This window comes from Haloferax sp. Atlit-10N, from assembly GCF_003586325.1.
Taxonomy (GTDB): Archaea; Halobacteriota; Halobacteria; order Halobacteriales; family Haloferacaceae; genus Haloferax; species Haloferax prahovense.
This window is the reverse complement of the sequence record NZ_PSYX01000001.1, coordinates 24,731-40,912: the sequence shown is the minus strand read 5'-3', so window position 1 is coordinate 40,912 and position 16,182 is coordinate 24,731. Positions and strand designations below refer to the sequence as shown.

Below are 16,182 nucleotides of genomic sequence, written 5' to 3'. Positions count from 1 at the left end.
GGCCTTCCCGTTTAGCCGAGGAAACGACTGAAGAATCCCTTTTTCTTCTCGTCGCGCTCGTCGTCGTCGAACGACTCGACCTCCTCGACGAGCGAAGTGGTGTAGACGCCCTCCTCGTCGCCGCCGGCTTCGGGCGATTCGTCGGCGTCGGCGTCGGCGTCAGCACCAGTGTCGGCGGTGCTCGGCTCAGCCTCGGCAACGAGGGGTTCGTCCGCGCCGTGCGCGTCCGTCTCCTCGGCGTCGGGGTCGAAACCCGTAGGGACGGACTCCGCGGATTCGGAATCCTCAGATTCGGAACCCGCAGTCACCGGGTCAGCATCGTCCGCCGGCGTCTCGGGAACCTCGGCGGGGTCGTCGGACGGTGAACCGGGCGACAGGTCGCCGACCGACTCTGCTTCGACGGTCCCTTCAGCGAGCGGGTCCGTGCCCGTCGCACCGGCGTCGGCGTCGACATCCAGGGCGGCCTCATGGTCGGCGGTCGAGGTGCCGCGAGTGACCGCTTCGAGGTCCGCCGCCAGCGGGTCACTCTCCGGTTCCTCGTCGCCGACCGGTTCGGGGTCTGCGACCATCGAGTCGTCGGACGCGTCGGCCGCCAGCGGGTCGGCCGGCGCGTCGTCATCACCGGCTTCGACGGCGGCCGCACCAACGTCTGGGGCTTCGACGACACCGTCGGGTTCGGCGGAGTCGTCACCATCCATCGGGTCGGCGACTGCATCCGTTTCGACCGCCGGTTCGCCCGCGTCCTCGGCGGGGTCCGCGTCGGGTTCGGCGGAGTCGTCCGACGCTCCAGCGGAGCCACCGGAGAATGGAATCGACGCCGCGAGGTCGTCGTCCGGTTCGGGGTCGGCGTCAGTGTCCTCGACCGCCGGCTCTGGGTCCATGTCAGTGGTCTCGGCTTCGACGTCGGGTTCCGATTCCGGGTCGGACTCCGCTGCGGGGTCCGCGTCGACCTGAACGACCGACGTGTGCTCACTCGCCTCCGGCGTGGCTGCTTCGCCGTCGACCGCGTCGTCGTCGCTGGCCGCGTCGGAAGCGGATTCCGCGGTGGCCGCCGGTTCGGGTTCCGTGTCCGACTCGTCCGCCGCGACCTCGGAGTCGGCCGAGTCGACCGCGTCGTCCGGAATCGGCACCGGCTTGCCGGTGAGCGCTTCGGCGAGGGCGCGGTAGCCCGCGGCCGCGATGCTGTCGGGCGAGCGGGCGACGACCGGAATCTGCGTGCTGAGCGCCTCGCGGATGGCCGGGTCCTCGGGGACGACGGCGATGACGCCGGCGTCGAGGAGCGAGGCGACCACGTCGGCGTTCGGGTTCGACTGGTTGACGCGCGTGAGGACGACGCCGACCACGTCGGCGCCGATGCGCTCTGCGAGCTGTCGGGTCTTTTCAGTGTCGCCGAGCGACTCGCGCTCGGTCGTCGAGACCAAGACGACCTCGTCGGCGAGCTTCAACGGGACGAAGGTGTCGTCGCTCAGCCCCGCGCCGGTGTCGATGATGACGATATCGTAGCTCGCTTCGAGCGCCGAGACGACCGGTTCGAGTTCCTTCGCGTTCGCCGTCGCGAACGCTTCGAGGGCGTTCGAGCCGGGGAGCACCGAGAGTCCCGCCGGTCCCTCGTAGACGGCCGCCTCGACCGCCGCCTCGCCTGTCAATACGTCGTGAAGCGTCGCCCCGTCCGGGTCGACGCCGAGCGCGCCGGCGAGGTTCGGCATCCCGAGGTCACCGTCGACGACGACGACGTCGTGACCGGCCATCGCGAGCGTCGTCCCGAGGTTGGCCGTGGTCGTCGTCTTTCCAACCCCGCCTTTCGCGCTGGCAACTGCGTACACCCGGGCCATAATTCCAACGTCGAAGTCCACCCGTGACAGCCACATAAATGTTCTCCGACCGCGCTCGTCTCGAAGTCGGGTCGTAGGGCGGCTCGTGCGGCAGGATACCGTGGAACGTGACCAGTCAAAGGTTACTTAGCCGCTGGAGGGACTAGGTGGAGTGATGAGTAGCGACGCCGAGGAGGCGAGCGAGGACCGCCGAAAGTACGAATTCAAGAAGGTCATCGAGGACCTGCGAGAGTACGAAGGGTCAGGAACGCAGCTCGTCACCATCTACATCCCCGAAGACAAGCAGATTTCCGACGTGGTCGAACACGTCATCACGGAGCACAGCGAAGCGTCTAACATCAAATCGAAGCAGACGCGAACGAACGTCCAAGACGCCCTGACGAGCATCAAGGACCGACTCCGGTACTACGACACCTTCCCACCGGACCGCGGTATCGTCATGTTCTCCGGAGCGGTCAACTCCGGCGGCGGCCAGACGGACATGGTCACGAAGGTGCTGGAGAGCCCGCCGGAGCCGATTCAGTCGTTCCGGTACCACTGCGACTCGAACTTCCTCACCGGGCCGCTCGAGGACATGCTCATGGACAAGGGCCTGTTCGGGCTCATCGTCCTCGACCGCCGCGAGGCCAACGTCGGCTGGCTCAAGGGCAAGCGCGTCGAGCCGGTCAAGAGCGCCTCGTCGCTCGTCCCCGGTAAGCAGCGCAAAGGTGGTCAGTCCGCCCAGCGTTTCGCCCGCCTCCGCCTCGAAGCCATCGACAACTTCTATCAGGAGGTCGCCGGCATGGCCAACGACCTGTTCGTCCCCAAGCGACACGAGATGGACGGCATCCTCGTGGGCGGCCCCTCGCCGACGAAAGACGAGTTCCTCGACGGCGACTACCTCCACCACGAACTGCAGGACCTCGTCGTCGGGAAGTTCGACGTAGCCTACACCGACGAGTCCGGCCTCTACGACCTCGTCGACGCCGGCCAGGACGCGCTGGCCGACCAGGAGGTCATGAAGGACAAAAGGCAGATGGAGGAGTTCTTCGAGAAGCTCCACCGCGGCAACGAGTCCACATACGGGTTCGAGGCGACCCGGAAGAACCTCGTGATGGGCTCTGTCGACCGTCTCCTCATCTCCGAGGACCTGCGGAAGGACATCGCCATCTACGACTGCGACGGCCAAGAGGAGTACGAACTCGTCGACCACCGTCACAACACGCCGACCCACGAGTGCGAAGGCGGCTCGGAAGCCGAGCTGAAAGAGCGCGAGGACGTCATCGAGTGGCTCATGGACCTCGCCGACCAGCGCGGCACCGAGACGAAGTTCATCAGCACGGACTTCGAGAAAGGCGAACAGCTCTACGACGCGTTCGGCGGTATCGCCGGCATTCTCCGGTACTCCACCGGCGTCTAAGCGACCCCTCCTCGGCGTCTTCGCGCGCCACGCTGTCAGACAGCACGGAGCGGCGGCGCTCAGAGGAACGCGTCCAACTGCGCCTGCCGACGGGCGACGTCGAAGTGAGGGTCGGTCGCCTCCCGCTGGAGTCGGTCGAGCGTGAGATGCACGTCGATGCCAGACCGTTCGGCGAACTCGACGCAGTCGACGATGCCGGCGCGGTTGAGCGCCAGCGAGTCGAGCATGCCGACGAGGAGCGCGACCGAAGCGCCCGCGTCGCCCTCGGGGAGCACGTCCGCGAGCGGGCGCTCGTCGCCGCCGGTCGGCGCCGTCTCCGCCGGGTGAAGTCGGAGGCAACCGGCACACAACCCGACGGTCAGCGCCGCTTCGGGCGCGTGAGACTCGAGCGGTTCGGGCACTGCGAAGACGGCGATTTCACCGTCGCAGTCGGGACAGGACATAGCAGTCTCTACGCGCCGAGACGGTGAAAAACGGTCGGAGACCCGACCGAGAGAGAACTGGAGAGAGAACGGTCGCGCGCGGTCGGCCTCAGTCGGCCGCGGTCGCCGCTTCCGCTTCGGCGGCGGCTTCCTTGGCGGCGCGTTCTTCCTTCTCTTCTTCTTCCTTCTTCGCCTTGATCTTCTTCAGGCGGAAGATCTCCTCGCGTTCCTGTTCTTCGAGCTTCTGCTCGATGTACTCCTGGTTCTCGTAGAGTTCCGGCAGGAGTTTGAACTCGAGCGCGTTGACGCGGCGCTTCGTCGTCTCGATTTCCTCGAGCATCTTCCTCATCGCCGTCTCGACCTCCGCGGCGAGGATGATGGATTCGAGGAGTTCCTCGTAGGCGTCGGCGGCCTCGTCGATGCGGGCCGAGGAGCCGAGCAGCCCGTAGCCGCGCTGATCGAGGCTCTTTTTCACACGCGAGGACTCGATCTGCGGAACGACGACGCCCATGATGTTCTTGGACTGCGTCGTGATTTCGGGGTACTCCTTCAGCGCGGCGGCCGCGCCGCGGACGGCCACGTCGCCCTCCATGGCGCGGGCCATGTTGATTTTGTTCTGCGCGCGCTCGTAGTCCTGATTGAGGTTGGCCCGCACGTCCTGGGCCTGGTCGAGGATATCCATGAACTCCATGATGAGCCCGTCACGCTTCTGTTCGAGCGTGTCGTGGCCCCGCTCGGAGAGTTCGATGCGATCTTCGATCGCCATCAAGTTCTTGCGGGTCGGCTTGACGTCTTCGGCCATCGTTGGCGGGGGTTGTTCGCCTGGGGTGTTAATCTTTTACTGTCTGGCCGGCCGGACCGCCCGAACTCCGTCGTGACGGGGAGACGTCACGTCTGTGGGTCGAGACCGCGATTCAGTTCGTGGGTCGTCACGGGTGCTGATGTCGGGGTACCGAGGCCGGTAGACATCGAGCGGCTATCGAAACGCCGGATATCCCCGCTAGTACGGTTCTCCATCGAAAAACCGAGAGATGAGTTTTCGCTCCGCCGCGTGCAGGTGCTGGTGAAACGTCGCCCGCGAGACACCCATCGTCTCCGCGAGTTCGTCGCCGGTGACGGCGTGCGGCCACTCGAAATACCCGCCGAGGTAGGCGAGTTGGAGGGCCGACTGCTGGCGGTCGGTCAGGTCGTCGTTGACGCTCGCGACGAACTCGCGGCGCGCCTCCGGCGGTTCGGACCGGTTCGTCACGGATCGGAGTTCGGCGTTCGCCGCGACCGACTTGAAGTCGTCGAGGAGCGCCCGCCCCGCCACGCGGTCGGGGACGACGACCGTAAGCCGACAGCCGAGGCGGTCTACTTCGAGGTCGACGAGTCGCCCGCCCGCGTCGGCGACGAGGTGGACGAGCGACCCGTCGGCGAAGGTGAGTTCGTAGAGTTCGGCGTCGTCACCGCGAGGGAGGACGTCGACGCTCCGAAGGCCGTCGAGCGCGGTGTCGACCTCGTCGAACTCCGTCGCGGGGTCCGTCGAGACGAACAGACTCACGGTCCCGTCGTCGTGTTGGGCCGAACCGCGGTACGAGAGTTTGCAGTCCCCCGCGGCGGCGAGTCGGACCAGCGGTTGCGTCTCGTCGCGCACCTCGATTTCGAGTTCGAGCCGCTCGTCGGACAGCAGGGACCGCCGGCTCTCGAAAGCGTCGATGGCCGCGCCGACCGCCCGACCGAGCGTCCCGAAGACCACCCGAACCTGGTCGTCGAGTTCCGCGGCGTCGGTGTAGACGGTCAAGACGCCGTAGAGCGTCCCGCGGTGGGCCAACGGAACCGCGATGACCGAGTCGAACGGGACGAGCGTCTCCGCGGAGACGCTCCCGTCACCGACAGTCGCCGACTGGACGGTCCGCGTCTCCGCGGCGCGAGCGGTGGGGTCGTCGGGGTTGGACCGGTCGATTTCGAGGCCGTCGAGGAATTCGGTGTCGGCTCCGGCCCGCTCGTTCGGGACGATGACCGCCGGTGCGAGGTCGCAGTGGCCGACCCACGCGCAGGTGAACGACCCGGCGGCGGTGACTCGGTCGCAGACGGCGGCTTCGAGTTCCTGTCTGCTCTCCGCGCGGACGAGCGCGCTCGTCACGTCCGCCAACAAGCCCTCGATGTGCTCGACGAGCGTCTGGAGACGCTCGCGCTCTTCGTCGACTCTCTCGGCGTACCGCTCGGCGGCCGTCTCCGCGCGCACGCGCTCCGTGATGTCGGTCTGGAAGCCGACGTAGTGGGTCACCTCGCCATCCGGCCCGCTCAACGGCGCGACGTCGACCCGGTTCCAGAACGTCTCGCCGTTCGCGCGGTAGTTCAGCAGTTCGACCGACGCCGACTCTTCGGCCTCGATGGCGCGGCGGAGTTCGGCGACCCGCTCGGGGTCGGTGTTCGGTCCCTGAAGGTATCGGCAGTTCCGCCCCAGCGCCGCGTCGGCCGAGTAGCCGGTCATCGCCTCAAACGCCTCGTTGACGTAGACGAGCGGTCGGTCGGGAAGCGAGCAGTCGGCGACGGTGATGCCGACCGGTGCCTCGTCTATCGCCTGTTCCTTCAGGTCCTCGGTTATCTTGCTCGCGGCCGTCGCGCCGCGGCGACGCCACGCGACGACGCTTTCGACCCGTTCGGGAAGCCGCTCGAAGAGGTTCGAGTCGACGACCGGTACCACGTCGGCCGCGCCGGCGTCGCGGGCGGCCGCCGCCGAGAGGTCGCCGTCGGTCGGGACGACGACGACCAGCGGGACCGCGAGCGCGCCGTGGACCGCTTCAACGTCCGCGAGTCGGTCGGTCGCAAGCACGACGCAGTCGACCCGTTCGTCCTCGGCGCGCCGGCCCACCGCATCGACGGACGCGGCGAGCGACACCGAAAGCGGCGAGAGCGCGTCTAAGAGTCGCCCCCGGTCGACGGCGGGGCCGACGACCGCGAGGACGTGCGCGCGAGACGAAGTGGCGTCCATACGGGGGTGTGGTCGCCGAGCCATAAGGAAGTTCTCGCGGCGGGCGTGCGGTCGCACGGCTCGGGGCGCGAATAGAAGAGAAGAATCGAACCGAGGGACGAACGCGGCGTTCGTCGCGGTCTAGGCTTCCGCTTCGACCGACTCGGCGTCTTCGTGGTAGTAGTCCTCGATGAGCTCCTCGTCGATACGGTTGAGCTCGGACTTCGGGAGCATCGACAGGAGGTCCCAGCCGATGTCGAGGGTTTCCTCGATGGACCGGTCCGTGTCGAAGCCCTGGTTGACGAACTCGGCTTCGAAGCGCTCGGCGAAGTCGAGGTACTTGTTGTCGCGCTCGGACAGCGCCTCGCGACCGACGATGTTCACGAGGTCGCGCAGGTCTTCACCCTCCGCGTACGCCGCGTACATCTGGTCGGACACGTCGGCGTGGTCCTCGCGGGTGAGGCCCTCACCGATACCGTCGTCCATGAGACGCGACAGGGACGGAAGCGGGTTGATCGGCGGGCGGATACCCTGCGAGTTGAGGTCGCGGTCGATGTAGATCTGACCCTCGGTGATGTAGCCGGTCAGGTCCGGAATCGGGTGCGTGTCGTCGTCACCCGGCATCGTGAGGATGGGAATCTGCGTGACAGAGCCGTCGCGACCCTGGATGCGACCTGCACGCTCGTAGAGCTGTGCAAGGTCGGTGTACATGTAACCCGGGTAGCCACGGCGACCGGGGACCTCTTCGCGAGCCGCACCGATCTCGCGGAGCGCCTCGCAGTAGTTGGTCATGTCGGTCAGGATGACGAGGACGTGGTAGTCCTTGTCGAACGCGAGGTACTCGGCGGTCGTCAGCGCGAGACGCGGCGTGACCGTCCGCTCGACTGCGGGGTCGTCCGCGAGGTTCGTGAAGACGACGGAGCGCTCGAGTGCGCCCGTGCGCTCGAAGTCCTCCATGAACTCGTTCGCCTCTTCCTGCGTGATACCCATCGCGCCGAAGACCACTGCGAACTCGGACTCTTCGCCGCTTTCTTCGTCCTCGGGCACCGTCGCCTGACGGGCGATCTGGAGCGCGAGGTTGTTGTGGGGAAGCCCCGACGCGGAGAAGATCGGGAGCTTCTGACCGCGGACGAGGGTGTTCATGCCGTCGATGGCGGAGACGCCGGTCTGGATGAACTCCTCGGGGTACTCGCGGGAGTAGGGGTTGATTGCCGCGCCGACGATGTCCCGACGCTCGTCGGGAACGATTTCGGGGCCACCGTCGATTGGCTGGCCGGACCCGTCGAGCACGCGCCCGAGGAGGTCCTCGGTCACGGGCATCTTGAGGGTCTCGCCGAGGAACCTGACGGACGCGTTCCTGTCGATACCGCTCGTGCCTTCGAACACCTGAATCGCGACGAGGCCCTCGGAGGATTCGAGAACCTGTCCGCGCTTGGTTTCGCCTTGGGGCGTCTCGATTTCGACGATTTCGTCGTAACCGATCGGCTCGTCGACCTCGGCGAACACCAGCGGGCCGCTGATTTCGGTGATAGTCTGGTATTCCTTCATGGTCTCAGTACAGCTCGCGGAGCTGCTCGGTGATTTCTGCTTTGAGGTCCTCGATGTACGCCTCCCAGTCTTCCTGCACACCGATGCGGTTCAGCCGGGGAGCCGCCTCGATGGCCTGAATCTCTTCGACGGGGACGCCGGCTTCGAGCGCCTTGAACGCCTCGTCGTTGAACGCGTGGATGGCGGTGAGGATACCGTACGTCTTCTCGGGGGAACAGTACGTGTCCGTCGGGTGGAACGCGTTCTGCTGGAGGTACGCCTCGCGGAGGTAGCGAGCGATTTCGAGGGTCAGCTGCTGGTCCTCCGGCAGGGCGTCCTTACCGACGAGCTGAACGATTTCCTGCAGTTCGTTCTCCTCGTCGAGTACGTCGACGGCCCACTGGCGCTCTTCGGCCCAGTCGTCCTCGACGTTCTCGACGAACCACGGGTCGAGCTGCTCTTGGTAGAGCGAGTACGACTCGTTCCAGTTAATCGCCGGGAAGTGACGGCGCTCTGCGAGGTCCGCGTCGAGCGCCCAGAACGTCTTCACGATACGCAGGGTGTTCTGCGTGACCGGCTCGGAGAAGTCGCCGCCCGGCGGCGAAACCGCGCCGATGACGGAGACGGAACCTTCCTCGCCGTTGACGGTCGTGAAGTAGCCGGCGCGCTCGTAGAACTCGGAGAGACGCGCGGCGAGGTACGCGGGGTACCCCTCTTCGCCGGGCATCTCCTCGAGACGCGAGGAGATCTCGCGCATGGCCTCGGCCCACCGGGAGGTGGAGTCGGCCATCAGCGCGACGTCGTATCCCATGTCGCGGTAGTACTCCGCGATGGTGATGCCGGTGTAGATACAGGACTCGCGGGCCGCCACGGGCATGTTGGACGTGTTCGCGATGAGGCACGTCCGAGCCATGAGCGGGTTGCCGGTCTTCGGGTCGTCGAGTTCCGGGAAGTCCTCGATAACCTCGGTCATCTCGTTACCGCGCTCGCCGCAGCCGACATAGACGACGATGTCCGCGTCGGCCCACTTGGCGAGCTGGTGCTGGGTGACCGTCTTCCCGGACCCGAACGGACCCGGAATCGCGGCCGTTCCGCCCTTCGCGATGGGGAACAGGCCGTCGAGGATGCGCTGCCCCGAGACGAGCGGTTCGCGCGGGGTCTTCTTCTCCGCGGCGGGACGCGCCTGACGCACCGGCCACTCCTGGTGCATCGTAATCTCTTCGCCGTTGTCGAGTTCGGCGACCGTCTCGGTGACGGAGAACTCGCCTTCCTCGATGGCGACGACTTCGCCGCCCTCGAAGTCCGGCGGGACCATGACCTTGTGTTCGATGGTCACGGTCTCGGGGACCGTCCCCACGACGTCGCCGGAGGCGACCTCGTCGCCCTCGGAGACGGTGGGTTCGAACTCCCACTTCTTTTCGAGGTCGATACCCGGCGCGTCGACACCGCGGTCGAGGAACGCCGAGTTCATCTTCGACTCCAGCACGTCCAGAGGACGCTGCACGCCGTCGTAGATGGCGTCCATCATCCCCGGACCGAGGTCGACGGTCAGCGGTTCGCCCGTACTCTCGACGGGTTCGCTGGGACCGACACCGGAGGTCTCTTCGTACACCTGAATAGTCGTGAGGTCGCCCTCGATTTCGATGACCTCGCCCATTAGGCCTTCGTCGCCGACGTAGACGACGTCGTTCATGCGGGCGTCGAGGCCACGGGCGGTCACGACCGGACCACTCACGCTTGCGATGACACCGTCCTCGCGAACGGAATCTTGTGTTGCCTGACTCATGTTTGGTTATTCGTCCATCAGATCGATACCGATTGCTCTCTTGATCTGGTCACGGAGGCCGCTCGCGCCGCCGGAACCGCCGAGCGTCACGAGCGTCGGCTCGATGCTGCGCTCGACCGACTGCCGGGCGTTACGCGAGAGGTGGTCGAGGTCGTCTTCGTGCATCACGATGATGCCGACGTCCTCGTCCTCCAGCGTTCGCGTCACGGCTTCGTCGAGTTCGTCGTCCTTCGCTTCGTCCGGGACGTTCTCGAACTTGCGGACGCCCGCAAGCCGAAAGCCCGTGGTGAAGTCCGGACTGCCGATAACTGCGATTTCCTGGCTCATAGGATGACCAGCTCCTCTTCTATTGCATCGGGGTCCAGCCCGGCCTCGCGGCCGCGGGCGATGGCCCGGATGTTGTCGACCTCGCGCTCCTTGGCGAGGATGTACGAGACGATTGGCGTGACAGAAAGCGGGAACACGTAACCGAGCGTGTCCGCGTACTCCAAGAGCGCCGCGTCGAGGGCGCGCTCGAAGCCGATGAGGCTGTCGGCCTCCTCGAGGTCCGAAAGGGCCGTCGAGAGGCGGTCGCCGTACCGGCTGTCACGAATCTTCGACACCAGCTCGTCCGGGCTGGTCGCCAGCGACGCGAGCTCCGACGCGCGGAACAGCGTGCCGCCCTCGATGAAGTAGTCGACGGGGTCGAGGTCGGCACCGCTGCGAGCGATGCGGAGCGCGTTGCGGGCGTTTCGGAAGTCGATTTCGGCTTCGAGGAACTCGCGGTACTTCTTCGCCTCTTCGCCGACGACCAGACCCTCGAGCAGCTGCTCGTAGAAGGCGCGGTCGACCGCGTTCTCCAGCGGAACGAGGACGCCGACTTCCTCGAACTCCTCGTAGGCGGCCGCGAGGCCGTCTCCGAAGATAGTGCCGGAGAGGAGGTTGACGATCTCCTCTATCTCGTCTGCGTCGAGCAGTCGCGAGAGGAGGCGGTCGTCGAACTCGCCGGCGCGAATGAGGTCGGATTCGACCTCGTCGCGGGACGCGCCGGAGTAGATGCCGCGGATGATCGTCTTCACGTTCCACGCGTCGAACTTACGGAGGTACCGCGCGATGAGGTCGTAGAGGCGGCCGTCTGCCCAGTCGAGGATATCGTTGAACTGCTTCGCCAGATTCTGGTTCAGCGCGTACTCGATGAGGTCGACGCCCGAAAAACGGCTGCCGAGCGCGTTGACCTCGGTTTCGTACTCCGATTCCTCCATGAACCGAGCGATTTCGGCCGGCCCCATGCGGACCAGTTTGCGGTACTCCTCGTCGCCGAACAGGGCACTACGTCGCGCTCGAACGCGAGCGATGACGTATTCGGGATTCGAGCCGCCTGTAGTGCTCATTGGTCGTCGAACAGTCGCGCACTCACTTCCTTCAGATTGTCCTCCCAGACTGTGTCGAGGACCGAGTCGAAGGTGTTGTTCACCCGGACGCGCGAGTTCGAGCCCTCGACCACGACGCCACCGAGGCAGTCGCGCTCGCCGGCGAACTCGTAGCCGTCGTAGTCTTCGAGGATGCTCGAAAGCAGGTCCTCGTCGTCGGCGCGGCCGTAGACGGAGACTTCGTCTTCGTCTTCGAACTCGACCGACGCCGCGTCGAGCAGCGAGCGGGTGAGCTCTTCGCGACGGTCGCCTTCCAGCTCGGCGAGCTCGCTTTCGACCTGCTCGCGGACGCGCTGGAGCACGTCACGACGGGCGCTGAGTCGAGCCTGCTTGGCTTCGAGCTTCGCGCTGGAGAGCGCCTGTTCGCGCTCCCGTTCGAGTTGTTGCTCGACGTCCGCCTTCCGCGATTCGAGGAGTTCTTCGGCGTCGGCCTCGGCCTCGGCGACGATTTCGTCTGCCTGTTCCTGGCCGTCCTGCCTGATGTCCTCTGCGCGTGCGCGGGCTTCGTCTCGGATGTCCTCAACGACGTTGTCCAAACTCATAATGGGAAAGAGAGGGGGTGCTTAGGCCGCGAAGACAACGACCAGTGCGAGGATAACGAGGGTCTCGGGGAGAACCGTAAGGACCAGCCCGTTAACGAAGAGGTCCTCGTTTTCCGCGATGGCGCCCATCGCAGCGGAACCGATGCCACGCTCCGCATAGCCCGCGGCGAAGGCGGCGATACCGACGGAAAGGGCCGCCGCAGCGTCGGCGGTGATAGCGGGCGAGGAAGCGGTTTCACTCTGCAGTGCAGTCATGAGGGGTTCAATTGCTTCAATCATTGTGTGTTCCTGAGTACCGGATTGTCGTCTCCGAACGTCTGCATGTGGCGTCAGCCGTATCATAAAGGTTCCCAAAACGTCTGGACGGTCTGTCTACGACGGCGGAATCGTCGTCATTGCAAAAGCGGCCGCTCCGAGCGAACGAAGTCAAAGAAGAATCGCCGGAGAGGGTTAGTCTTCGGTCGTGAACTCGCGGTCGTACCCGAACGGGTTGTACTCGCGGCCGCCGCCCTCGAAGAACTTGTTGAAGAACTCGACGTACTCGAGACGCACGGCCTGTAGGCCGGCGCTCGTGACGCCGAGTGCGAGGACGACCAGGTGACCGACGACGAGGACGAGCAGTCCGCCCACGACGCCCGCGGCACCCGTGTGGAAGATGCCGCCGAACAGGACCTCGGTCACTTCGTAGCCGTGGTAACTCAGCGTTTCACCCGCGCCGAGTGCCGCCACCGCGGCGGAGTCGGGCATCCCGCCGAGCCCGAAGTGCCAGCCGCCGTGGTCGTCGACGTACACGCCGAAGACGAGCAGGTTGACGGCGAACGCCATCGACGCCTTCGCGATGAGGACCGCGCCGAGACGCGTGTACGACAGGACGTTCGAAAGCGGGGCGGCGAACTCGACGAGTTCGGCCAGTTCGGCCATCCCGAGGAGCACCGCGCCGAGGATGTACATCCCGAAGCCGGCCCAGCCGACGATGAACGAGAAGCCGGAGAAGCCGAGCGGGATGAGCCCGTCAGCCGCGAACGTGGTGAACAGGAACTCCGGCGGCACGCCACCGAGCGCGTCGCTGAAGATCCAGATCCACAGGCCGTTCAGCATGAGGATCCACGAACCGCTTTCGAGGACTGCGTCCTTCGCGCCGTGGAGTTCGTAGTTCTCGAAGAAGTCGAGGATGTACCCCACGTTGACGTGGAAGATACCGACGGCGACGCTCACGGTGAGCCAACCGAGGGCCCACTCAGAGGTGGCCGGCGACAGTCCCTTCTCGATGGGCGGGTTCGACATCCCGAGCACGCCTTCCCAGAAGTACTCGGTGATGAGGTGGAAGCCGAATATCTCGCCGTAGAGGATGCCGAACAACGTCGTGAACAGCCCCGCGGCGATGGTGACGCCACCCATGCTCTTGATCGCGCCGTCATCGAACTTCGAGTAGAGGAAGAAGCCGATGGCGGTGTAGATGACACCGTACCCGAGGTCACCGATCATGAACCCGAAGAACGTCGGGAACGTCAGGAACAGGATGATGGTCGGGTCGAACTCGTAGTAGCTCGGGCGATTGACCGCCTGAACGAGGATTTCGAACGGCTTGACTGCGCCGCTGTTCTTCTGGACGACCGGCGGGTCGTCGCTGGACATCGAGACGGTTCCGCCGTCGGTGGCGGCGACCGTGCCACCACTCTCGGCGACATCCTCGCGCGCGTGGTCGTGCCCGTCACGCGAGAACTCGGCGCGTTCGAGCTCCTCGACCGCGACGTGCTCGCCGACCTCGTCTTTGAGCGTGCTCGCGAACGTGTTGTACCGCTCGCTCGGAATCCAGCCCTCGGCGACGAAGGCGTTCTCCGTCGTCGCGAACGAGAGCGGTGCTTCCGTCTTCTGGACGTCGATTGCGAGGCGCTCTTCGGCGGCGAGGAGGAACTCGCCCTCCTCGACGGCGATGTCGTGAAGCTCGGACTCGACGGTCTCGAGCTTCGACTCGATTTCGCGCTTCTGCTGTTCGAGGTTGCGGATGTGCTCTTCGGGGCTTCCCGAGGCGTCCGGGACTTCGAGCGTGGCGAACTCGACGCCGACGAGCGCGTCGGCGAGCGCCATCTCGTCGGCACCGTCGACCGGGCGGCCGAAGATGGCGTGCGTTCGCTCGCCCGAGAAGATCTCGTAAGCGTTGATGTCGTCGGCGTCGACGACGGCGCGCTCGACGGGTTCGACCTTCCCCTGTCCGACGACGACCTGCAGCGTCTCGTACCCCGAAAGCAGGTCGAGGTCGAGCCCGAGGTCGACGAACGGCTCCATCGCGTCGATTTCTTCGTCCACCGCGCGGAGCTCGTTTTCGAGCTCTGAGCGGCGGTCGTCCAGTTCGTTGACCTCGGCTCGAATCTCTTCGAGGGGCTCGCCGAGCGCGTCGTCGGGGACGATGCGCTGCCGGCCGGAGTCGGTGTCTTCGACCCCGAGGATGCTCTTGAGCGAGCGGACGGTGACGAGCTTGTCGGACGCGCTCTCGGCGCCTTCGATGGGCGACCCCGTCTCGAATCCGAACTCCTCCTGCCACGAGCCGTCGTATTCGGTGACGTGCAGCAGTCGGAGGTCGTGGACAGCCTCGATGACCTCGGGCATGACGCCCTTGGAACCGGTCACCGAGACCTTGCTCATCTGCTCAGGTCTGAGCATCAACCGCCTCCTCGAATTTGCCGATGGCGAATTCGACCGCGTCGTCGATGTGGTCTTCCGCCTCGGCAACCAATTCGTCGCGGGCGTCCTCGCCTTCTTCGAGGATGCGTTCCCGCTCCGTCTCTATTTCCGCGCGTCCCTCCTGTAGACGCTCGGATTCGAGCTCTGCGGCCTCTTCTTCGGCCTCGGAGCGAATCTCATCGGCTTCGCGACGCGCCTCCGCGACGAGCTCCTCACGTTTGGCCTCGGCCTCTTCAACGATGTCGTCGGCCTCCTGCTCGGCCGTTTTGATTCGTTCGAGAACCTCTTGTCTCGGCATACTCGTATCACAGGAACGTTGCACAAGCGCTGTATAAGGTGTTTGCGGAAAGTCTGTGACAGACGCTCGGGGAACGCGGCGGTTTACCCCCCGTGAACGCCGACCGGCGCGGCGAATCCGCACCGTTATCATCGGTGAGTCCTAATCCCGGCGCGATGGGAGTCCTCGAAAACAAAGCGCGGGCCCGCCTGTTCTACAAGTACCTCTCGAAGGTGTACGACCGGGTGAACCCGTTCATCTGGAACGAGGAGATGCGCGACGAGGCGCTGGAGATGCTCGACATCCAGCAGGGCGACCGCGTCCTCGACGTGGGCTGTGGCACCGGCTTCGGAACCGAGGGACTGCTCCGCTACACCGACGACGTCCACGGCCTCGACCAGAGCATCCACCAGATGCAGAAGGCGTGGGAGAAGTTCGGCAAGAACGACGAGGTCAGGTTCTATCGCGGGGACGCGGAGCGGCTCCCCTTCGCCGACGACTCCTTCGACGTCATCTGGTCGTCCGGCTCCATCGAGTACTGGCCGAACCCGGTCACCGCGCTCGAGGAGTTCCGACGCGTGGTGAAGCCGGGGAGCAAAGTCCTCGTCGTCGGTCCCGACGACCCGAAATCCGGCGTCTTCCAGAAGTTGGCGGACGCCATCATGCTGTTCTACGACGAGGAGGAGGCCGACCGAATGTTCGAGGCCGCCGGCTTCGTCGACATCGAACACCACATCCTCCAGCGCCAGCCCGGCAGTCCGCGGGCCATCGTGACCATCGCGCGCGCACCAGAGGAATAAATCGCGGCCGCCGCGTTCGACTCGGACGCTCGTTTTCGTCACCCCTGACTCACGACGCGCTCGCTTCGAGCGCCGCGACCGGCGTCTCCCCGTCGAAGACGCGGACGGTTACCGTCGCGCCGAGTTCGATGTCCGGGTCGTTCGTCCCCGCGAGTTCGAGCGTCGCCGTCTCGCCCGCGGTCCACCGGGAGTCGGCCGCGGCGTTGAACGGACCGGTCGGTCCGGGACGGAACCCGCTGGCCGAGAAGAACGGCACGGGCGGTTGGTGGGCGAGCGGCTCTCCGTCCACGGAGATTCGAATCGCGAGTGACTCCACGTCGAGTGGCGCGCCCCCCTCGTGGGTCAGCGACAGCGTGTCGCCCGAGACCTCGAGCGACAGCGCCGTCGGCCGGGTCGGCGTCGGCGAGGAGTCGGCCGCGTCGAACGCCGCCGCGCCGACGGCGGCCGCGACGACGACCACGAGACCGATGAGGAGCACGCTCCCGAGGAGCACGGACGAGCCGCGAGTCGAGCGGCGGAACTGACGGGACATCGAGACGGGGTGGCCCCG

15 protein-coding genes are annotated in these 16,182 nt (G+C 65.8%); 2 read left to right on the top strand and 13 right to left on the bottom strand.

The genetic code is table 11. From position 1 onward, the window contains the following. Positions 1–11 precede the first annotated feature (11 nt). Entirely contained in the window at positions 12–1,832 is a 1,821-nt protein-coding gene (gene minD, locus C5B91_RS00200; RefSeq protein ID WP_115819290.1) for a cell division ATPase MinD, read from the bottom strand. A gap of 154 nt (positions 1,833–1,986) precedes the next feature. Here minD and prf1 point away from each other — a divergent pair, with 154 nt between their 5' ends. Beyond that, positions 1,987–3,231 carry a peptide chain release factor aRF-1 gene (gene prf1, locus C5B91_RS00195; RefSeq protein WP_008091445.1) on the top strand — a complete coding sequence of 415 codons (1,245 nt, stop codon included), beginning with the start codon at positions 1,987–1,989 and terminating at the stop codon, positions 3,229–3,231. Positions 3,232–3,290: 59 nt separating this feature from the next. Here the strand turns inward: prf1 and C5B91_RS00190 are convergent, their stop codons facing one another. From C5B91_RS00190 to ahaH, 11 genes are all read right to left on the bottom strand, one after another. After that, the gene (locus tag C5B91_RS00190; RefSeq protein ID WP_115818934.1) at positions 3,291–3,674 is read right to left on the bottom strand and encodes a DUF6276 family protein; all 384 of its coding nucleotides are present in this window, start codon (positions 3,672–3,674) and stop codon (positions 3,291–3,293) included. Positions 3,675–3,762: 88 nt separating this feature from the next. Then, positions 3,763–4,455 carry a V-type ATP synthase subunit D gene (locus tag C5B91_RS00185; protein ID WP_008091441.1) on the bottom strand — a complete coding sequence of 231 codons (693 nt, stop codon included), beginning with the start codon at positions 4,453–4,455 and terminating at the stop codon, positions 3,763–3,765. Positions 4,456–4,653: 198 nt separating this feature from the next. Then, positions 4,654–6,630, bottom strand: coding sequence for a bacterio-opsin activator domain-containing protein (locus tag C5B91_RS00180; protein WP_115818933.1), 1,977 nt, complete (start codon positions 6,628–6,630; stop codon positions 4,654–4,656). Positions 6,631–6,750: 120 nt separating this feature from the next. After that, the gene (locus C5B91_RS00175) at positions 6,751–8,157 is read right to left on the bottom strand and encodes an ATP synthase subunit B (RefSeq protein WP_008091439.1); all 1,407 of its coding nucleotides are present in this window, start codon (positions 8,155–8,157) and stop codon (positions 6,751–6,753) included. Positions 8,158–8,161: 4 nt separating this feature from the next. Then, complete coding sequence (locus C5B91_RS00170; protein WP_008091438.1) at positions 8,162–9,922, bottom strand: ATP synthase subunit A; 1,761 nt, start codon at positions 9,920–9,922, stop codon at positions 8,162–8,164. Between the two features lie 6 nt (positions 9,923–9,928). Further along, entirely contained in the window at positions 9,929–10,249 is a 321-nt protein-coding gene (locus C5B91_RS00165) for a V-type ATP synthase subunit F (RefSeq protein WP_004044608.1), read from the bottom strand. Next, a complete protein-coding gene (locus C5B91_RS00160; RefSeq protein WP_008091431.1) occupies positions 10,246–11,292 on the bottom strand; it encodes a V-type ATP synthase subunit C in 1,047 nt (348 codons plus the stop codon). Before C5B91_RS00160 ends, C5B91_RS00165 begins: the two co-directional genes overlap by 4 nt. Then, positions 11,289–11,873, bottom strand: coding sequence for a V-type ATP synthase subunit E (locus C5B91_RS00155; protein ID WP_008091429.1), 585 nt, complete (start codon positions 11,871–11,873; stop codon positions 11,289–11,291). The genes C5B91_RS00160 and C5B91_RS00155 overlap by 4 nt, the downstream gene beginning before the upstream one ends. Positions 11,874–11,894: 21 nt before the next feature. Further along, positions 11,895–12,152 carry a F0F1 ATP synthase subunit C gene (locus C5B91_RS00150; protein WP_115818932.1) on the bottom strand — a complete coding sequence of 86 codons (258 nt, stop codon included), beginning with the start codon at positions 12,150–12,152 and terminating at the stop codon, positions 11,895–11,897. A gap of 171 nt (positions 12,153–12,323) precedes the next feature. Continuing rightward, complete coding sequence (locus tag C5B91_RS00145; RefSeq protein WP_115818931.1) at positions 12,324–14,534, bottom strand: V-type ATP synthase subunit I; 2,211 nt, start codon at positions 14,532–14,534, stop codon at positions 12,324–12,326. Then, a complete protein-coding gene (ahaH, locus tag C5B91_RS00140) occupies positions 14,521–14,853 on the bottom strand; it encodes an ATP synthase archaeal subunit H (RefSeq protein ID WP_004973649.1) in 333 nt (110 codons plus the stop codon). The genes C5B91_RS00145 and ahaH overlap by 14 nt, the downstream gene beginning before the upstream one ends. A 155-nt stretch (positions 14,854–15,008) precedes the next feature. Here ahaH and C5B91_RS00135 point away from each other — a divergent pair, with 155 nt between their 5' ends. Continuing rightward, on the top strand, positions 15,009–15,632 hold the full coding sequence (locus tag C5B91_RS00135; protein ID WP_004973651.1) for a methyltransferase domain-containing protein: 624 nt from the start codon (positions 15,009–15,011) through the stop codon (positions 15,630–15,632). Positions 15,633–15,681: 49 nt separating this feature from the next. Here C5B91_RS00135 and C5B91_RS00130 read toward each other — a convergent pair whose 3' ends face one another. After that, positions 15,682–16,164, bottom strand: a complete 483-nt coding sequence (locus C5B91_RS00130) for a type IV pilin (protein WP_115804438.1) — start codon at positions 16,162–16,164, stop codon at positions 15,682–15,684. Positions 16,165–16,182: the final 18 nt, after the last annotated feature.

Excerpts from the sequence above, each read along its gene's own strand:
- minD (WP_115819290.1), bottom strand. The coding sequence starts at position 1,832 with ATGGCCCGGGTGTACGCAGTTGCCAGCGCGAAAGGCGGGGTTGGAAAG.
- prf1 (WP_008091445.1), top strand. The coding sequence starts at position 1,987 with ATGAGTAGCGACGCCGAGGAGGCGAGCGAGGACCGCCGAAAGTACGAA.
- C5B91_RS00190 (WP_115818934.1), bottom strand. The coding sequence starts at position 3,674 with ATGTCCTGTCCCGACTGCGACGGTGAAATCGCCGTCTTCGCAGTGCCC.
- C5B91_RS00185 (WP_008091441.1), bottom strand. The coding sequence starts at position 4,455 with ATGGCCGAAGACGTCAAGCCGACCCGCAAGAACTTGATGGCGATCGAA.
- C5B91_RS00180 (WP_115818933.1), bottom strand. The coding sequence starts at position 6,630 with ATGGACGCCACTTCGTCTCGCGCGCACGTCCTCGCGGTCGTCGGCCCC.
- C5B91_RS00175 (WP_008091439.1), bottom strand. The coding sequence starts at position 8,157 with ATGAAGGAATACCAGACTATCACCGAAATCAGCGGCCCGCTGGTGTTC.
- C5B91_RS00170 (WP_008091438.1), bottom strand. The coding sequence starts at position 9,922 with ATGAGTCAGGCAACACAAGATTCCGTTCGCGAGGACGGTGTCATCGCA.
- C5B91_RS00165 (WP_004044608.1), bottom strand. The coding sequence starts at position 10,249 with ATGAGCCAGGAAATCGCAGTTATCGGCAGTCCGGACTTCACCACGGGC.
- C5B91_RS00160 (WP_008091431.1), bottom strand. The coding sequence starts at position 11,292 with ATGAGCACTACAGGCGGCTCGAATCCCGAATACGTCATCGCTCGCGTT.
- C5B91_RS00155 (WP_008091429.1), bottom strand. The coding sequence starts at position 11,873 with ATGAGTTTGGACAACGTCGTTGAGGACATCCGAGACGAAGCCCGCGCA.
- C5B91_RS00150 (WP_115818932.1), bottom strand. The coding sequence starts at position 12,152 with ATGATTGAAGCAATTGAACCCCTCATGACTGCACTGCAGAGTGAAACC.
- C5B91_RS00145 (WP_115818931.1), bottom strand. The coding sequence starts at position 14,534 with ATGCTCAGACCTGAGCAGATGAGCAAGGTCTCGGTGACCGGTTCCAAG.
- ahaH (WP_004973649.1), bottom strand. The coding sequence starts at position 14,853 with ATGCCGAGACAAGAGGTTCTCGAACGAATCAAAACGGCCGAGCAGGAG.
- C5B91_RS00135 (WP_004973651.1), top strand. The coding sequence starts at position 15,009 with ATGGGAGTCCTCGAAAACAAAGCGCGGGCCCGCCTGTTCTACAAGTAC.
- C5B91_RS00130 (WP_115804438.1), bottom strand. The coding sequence starts at position 16,164 with ATGTCCCGTCAGTTCCGCCGCTCGACTCGCGGCTCGTCCGTGCTCCTC.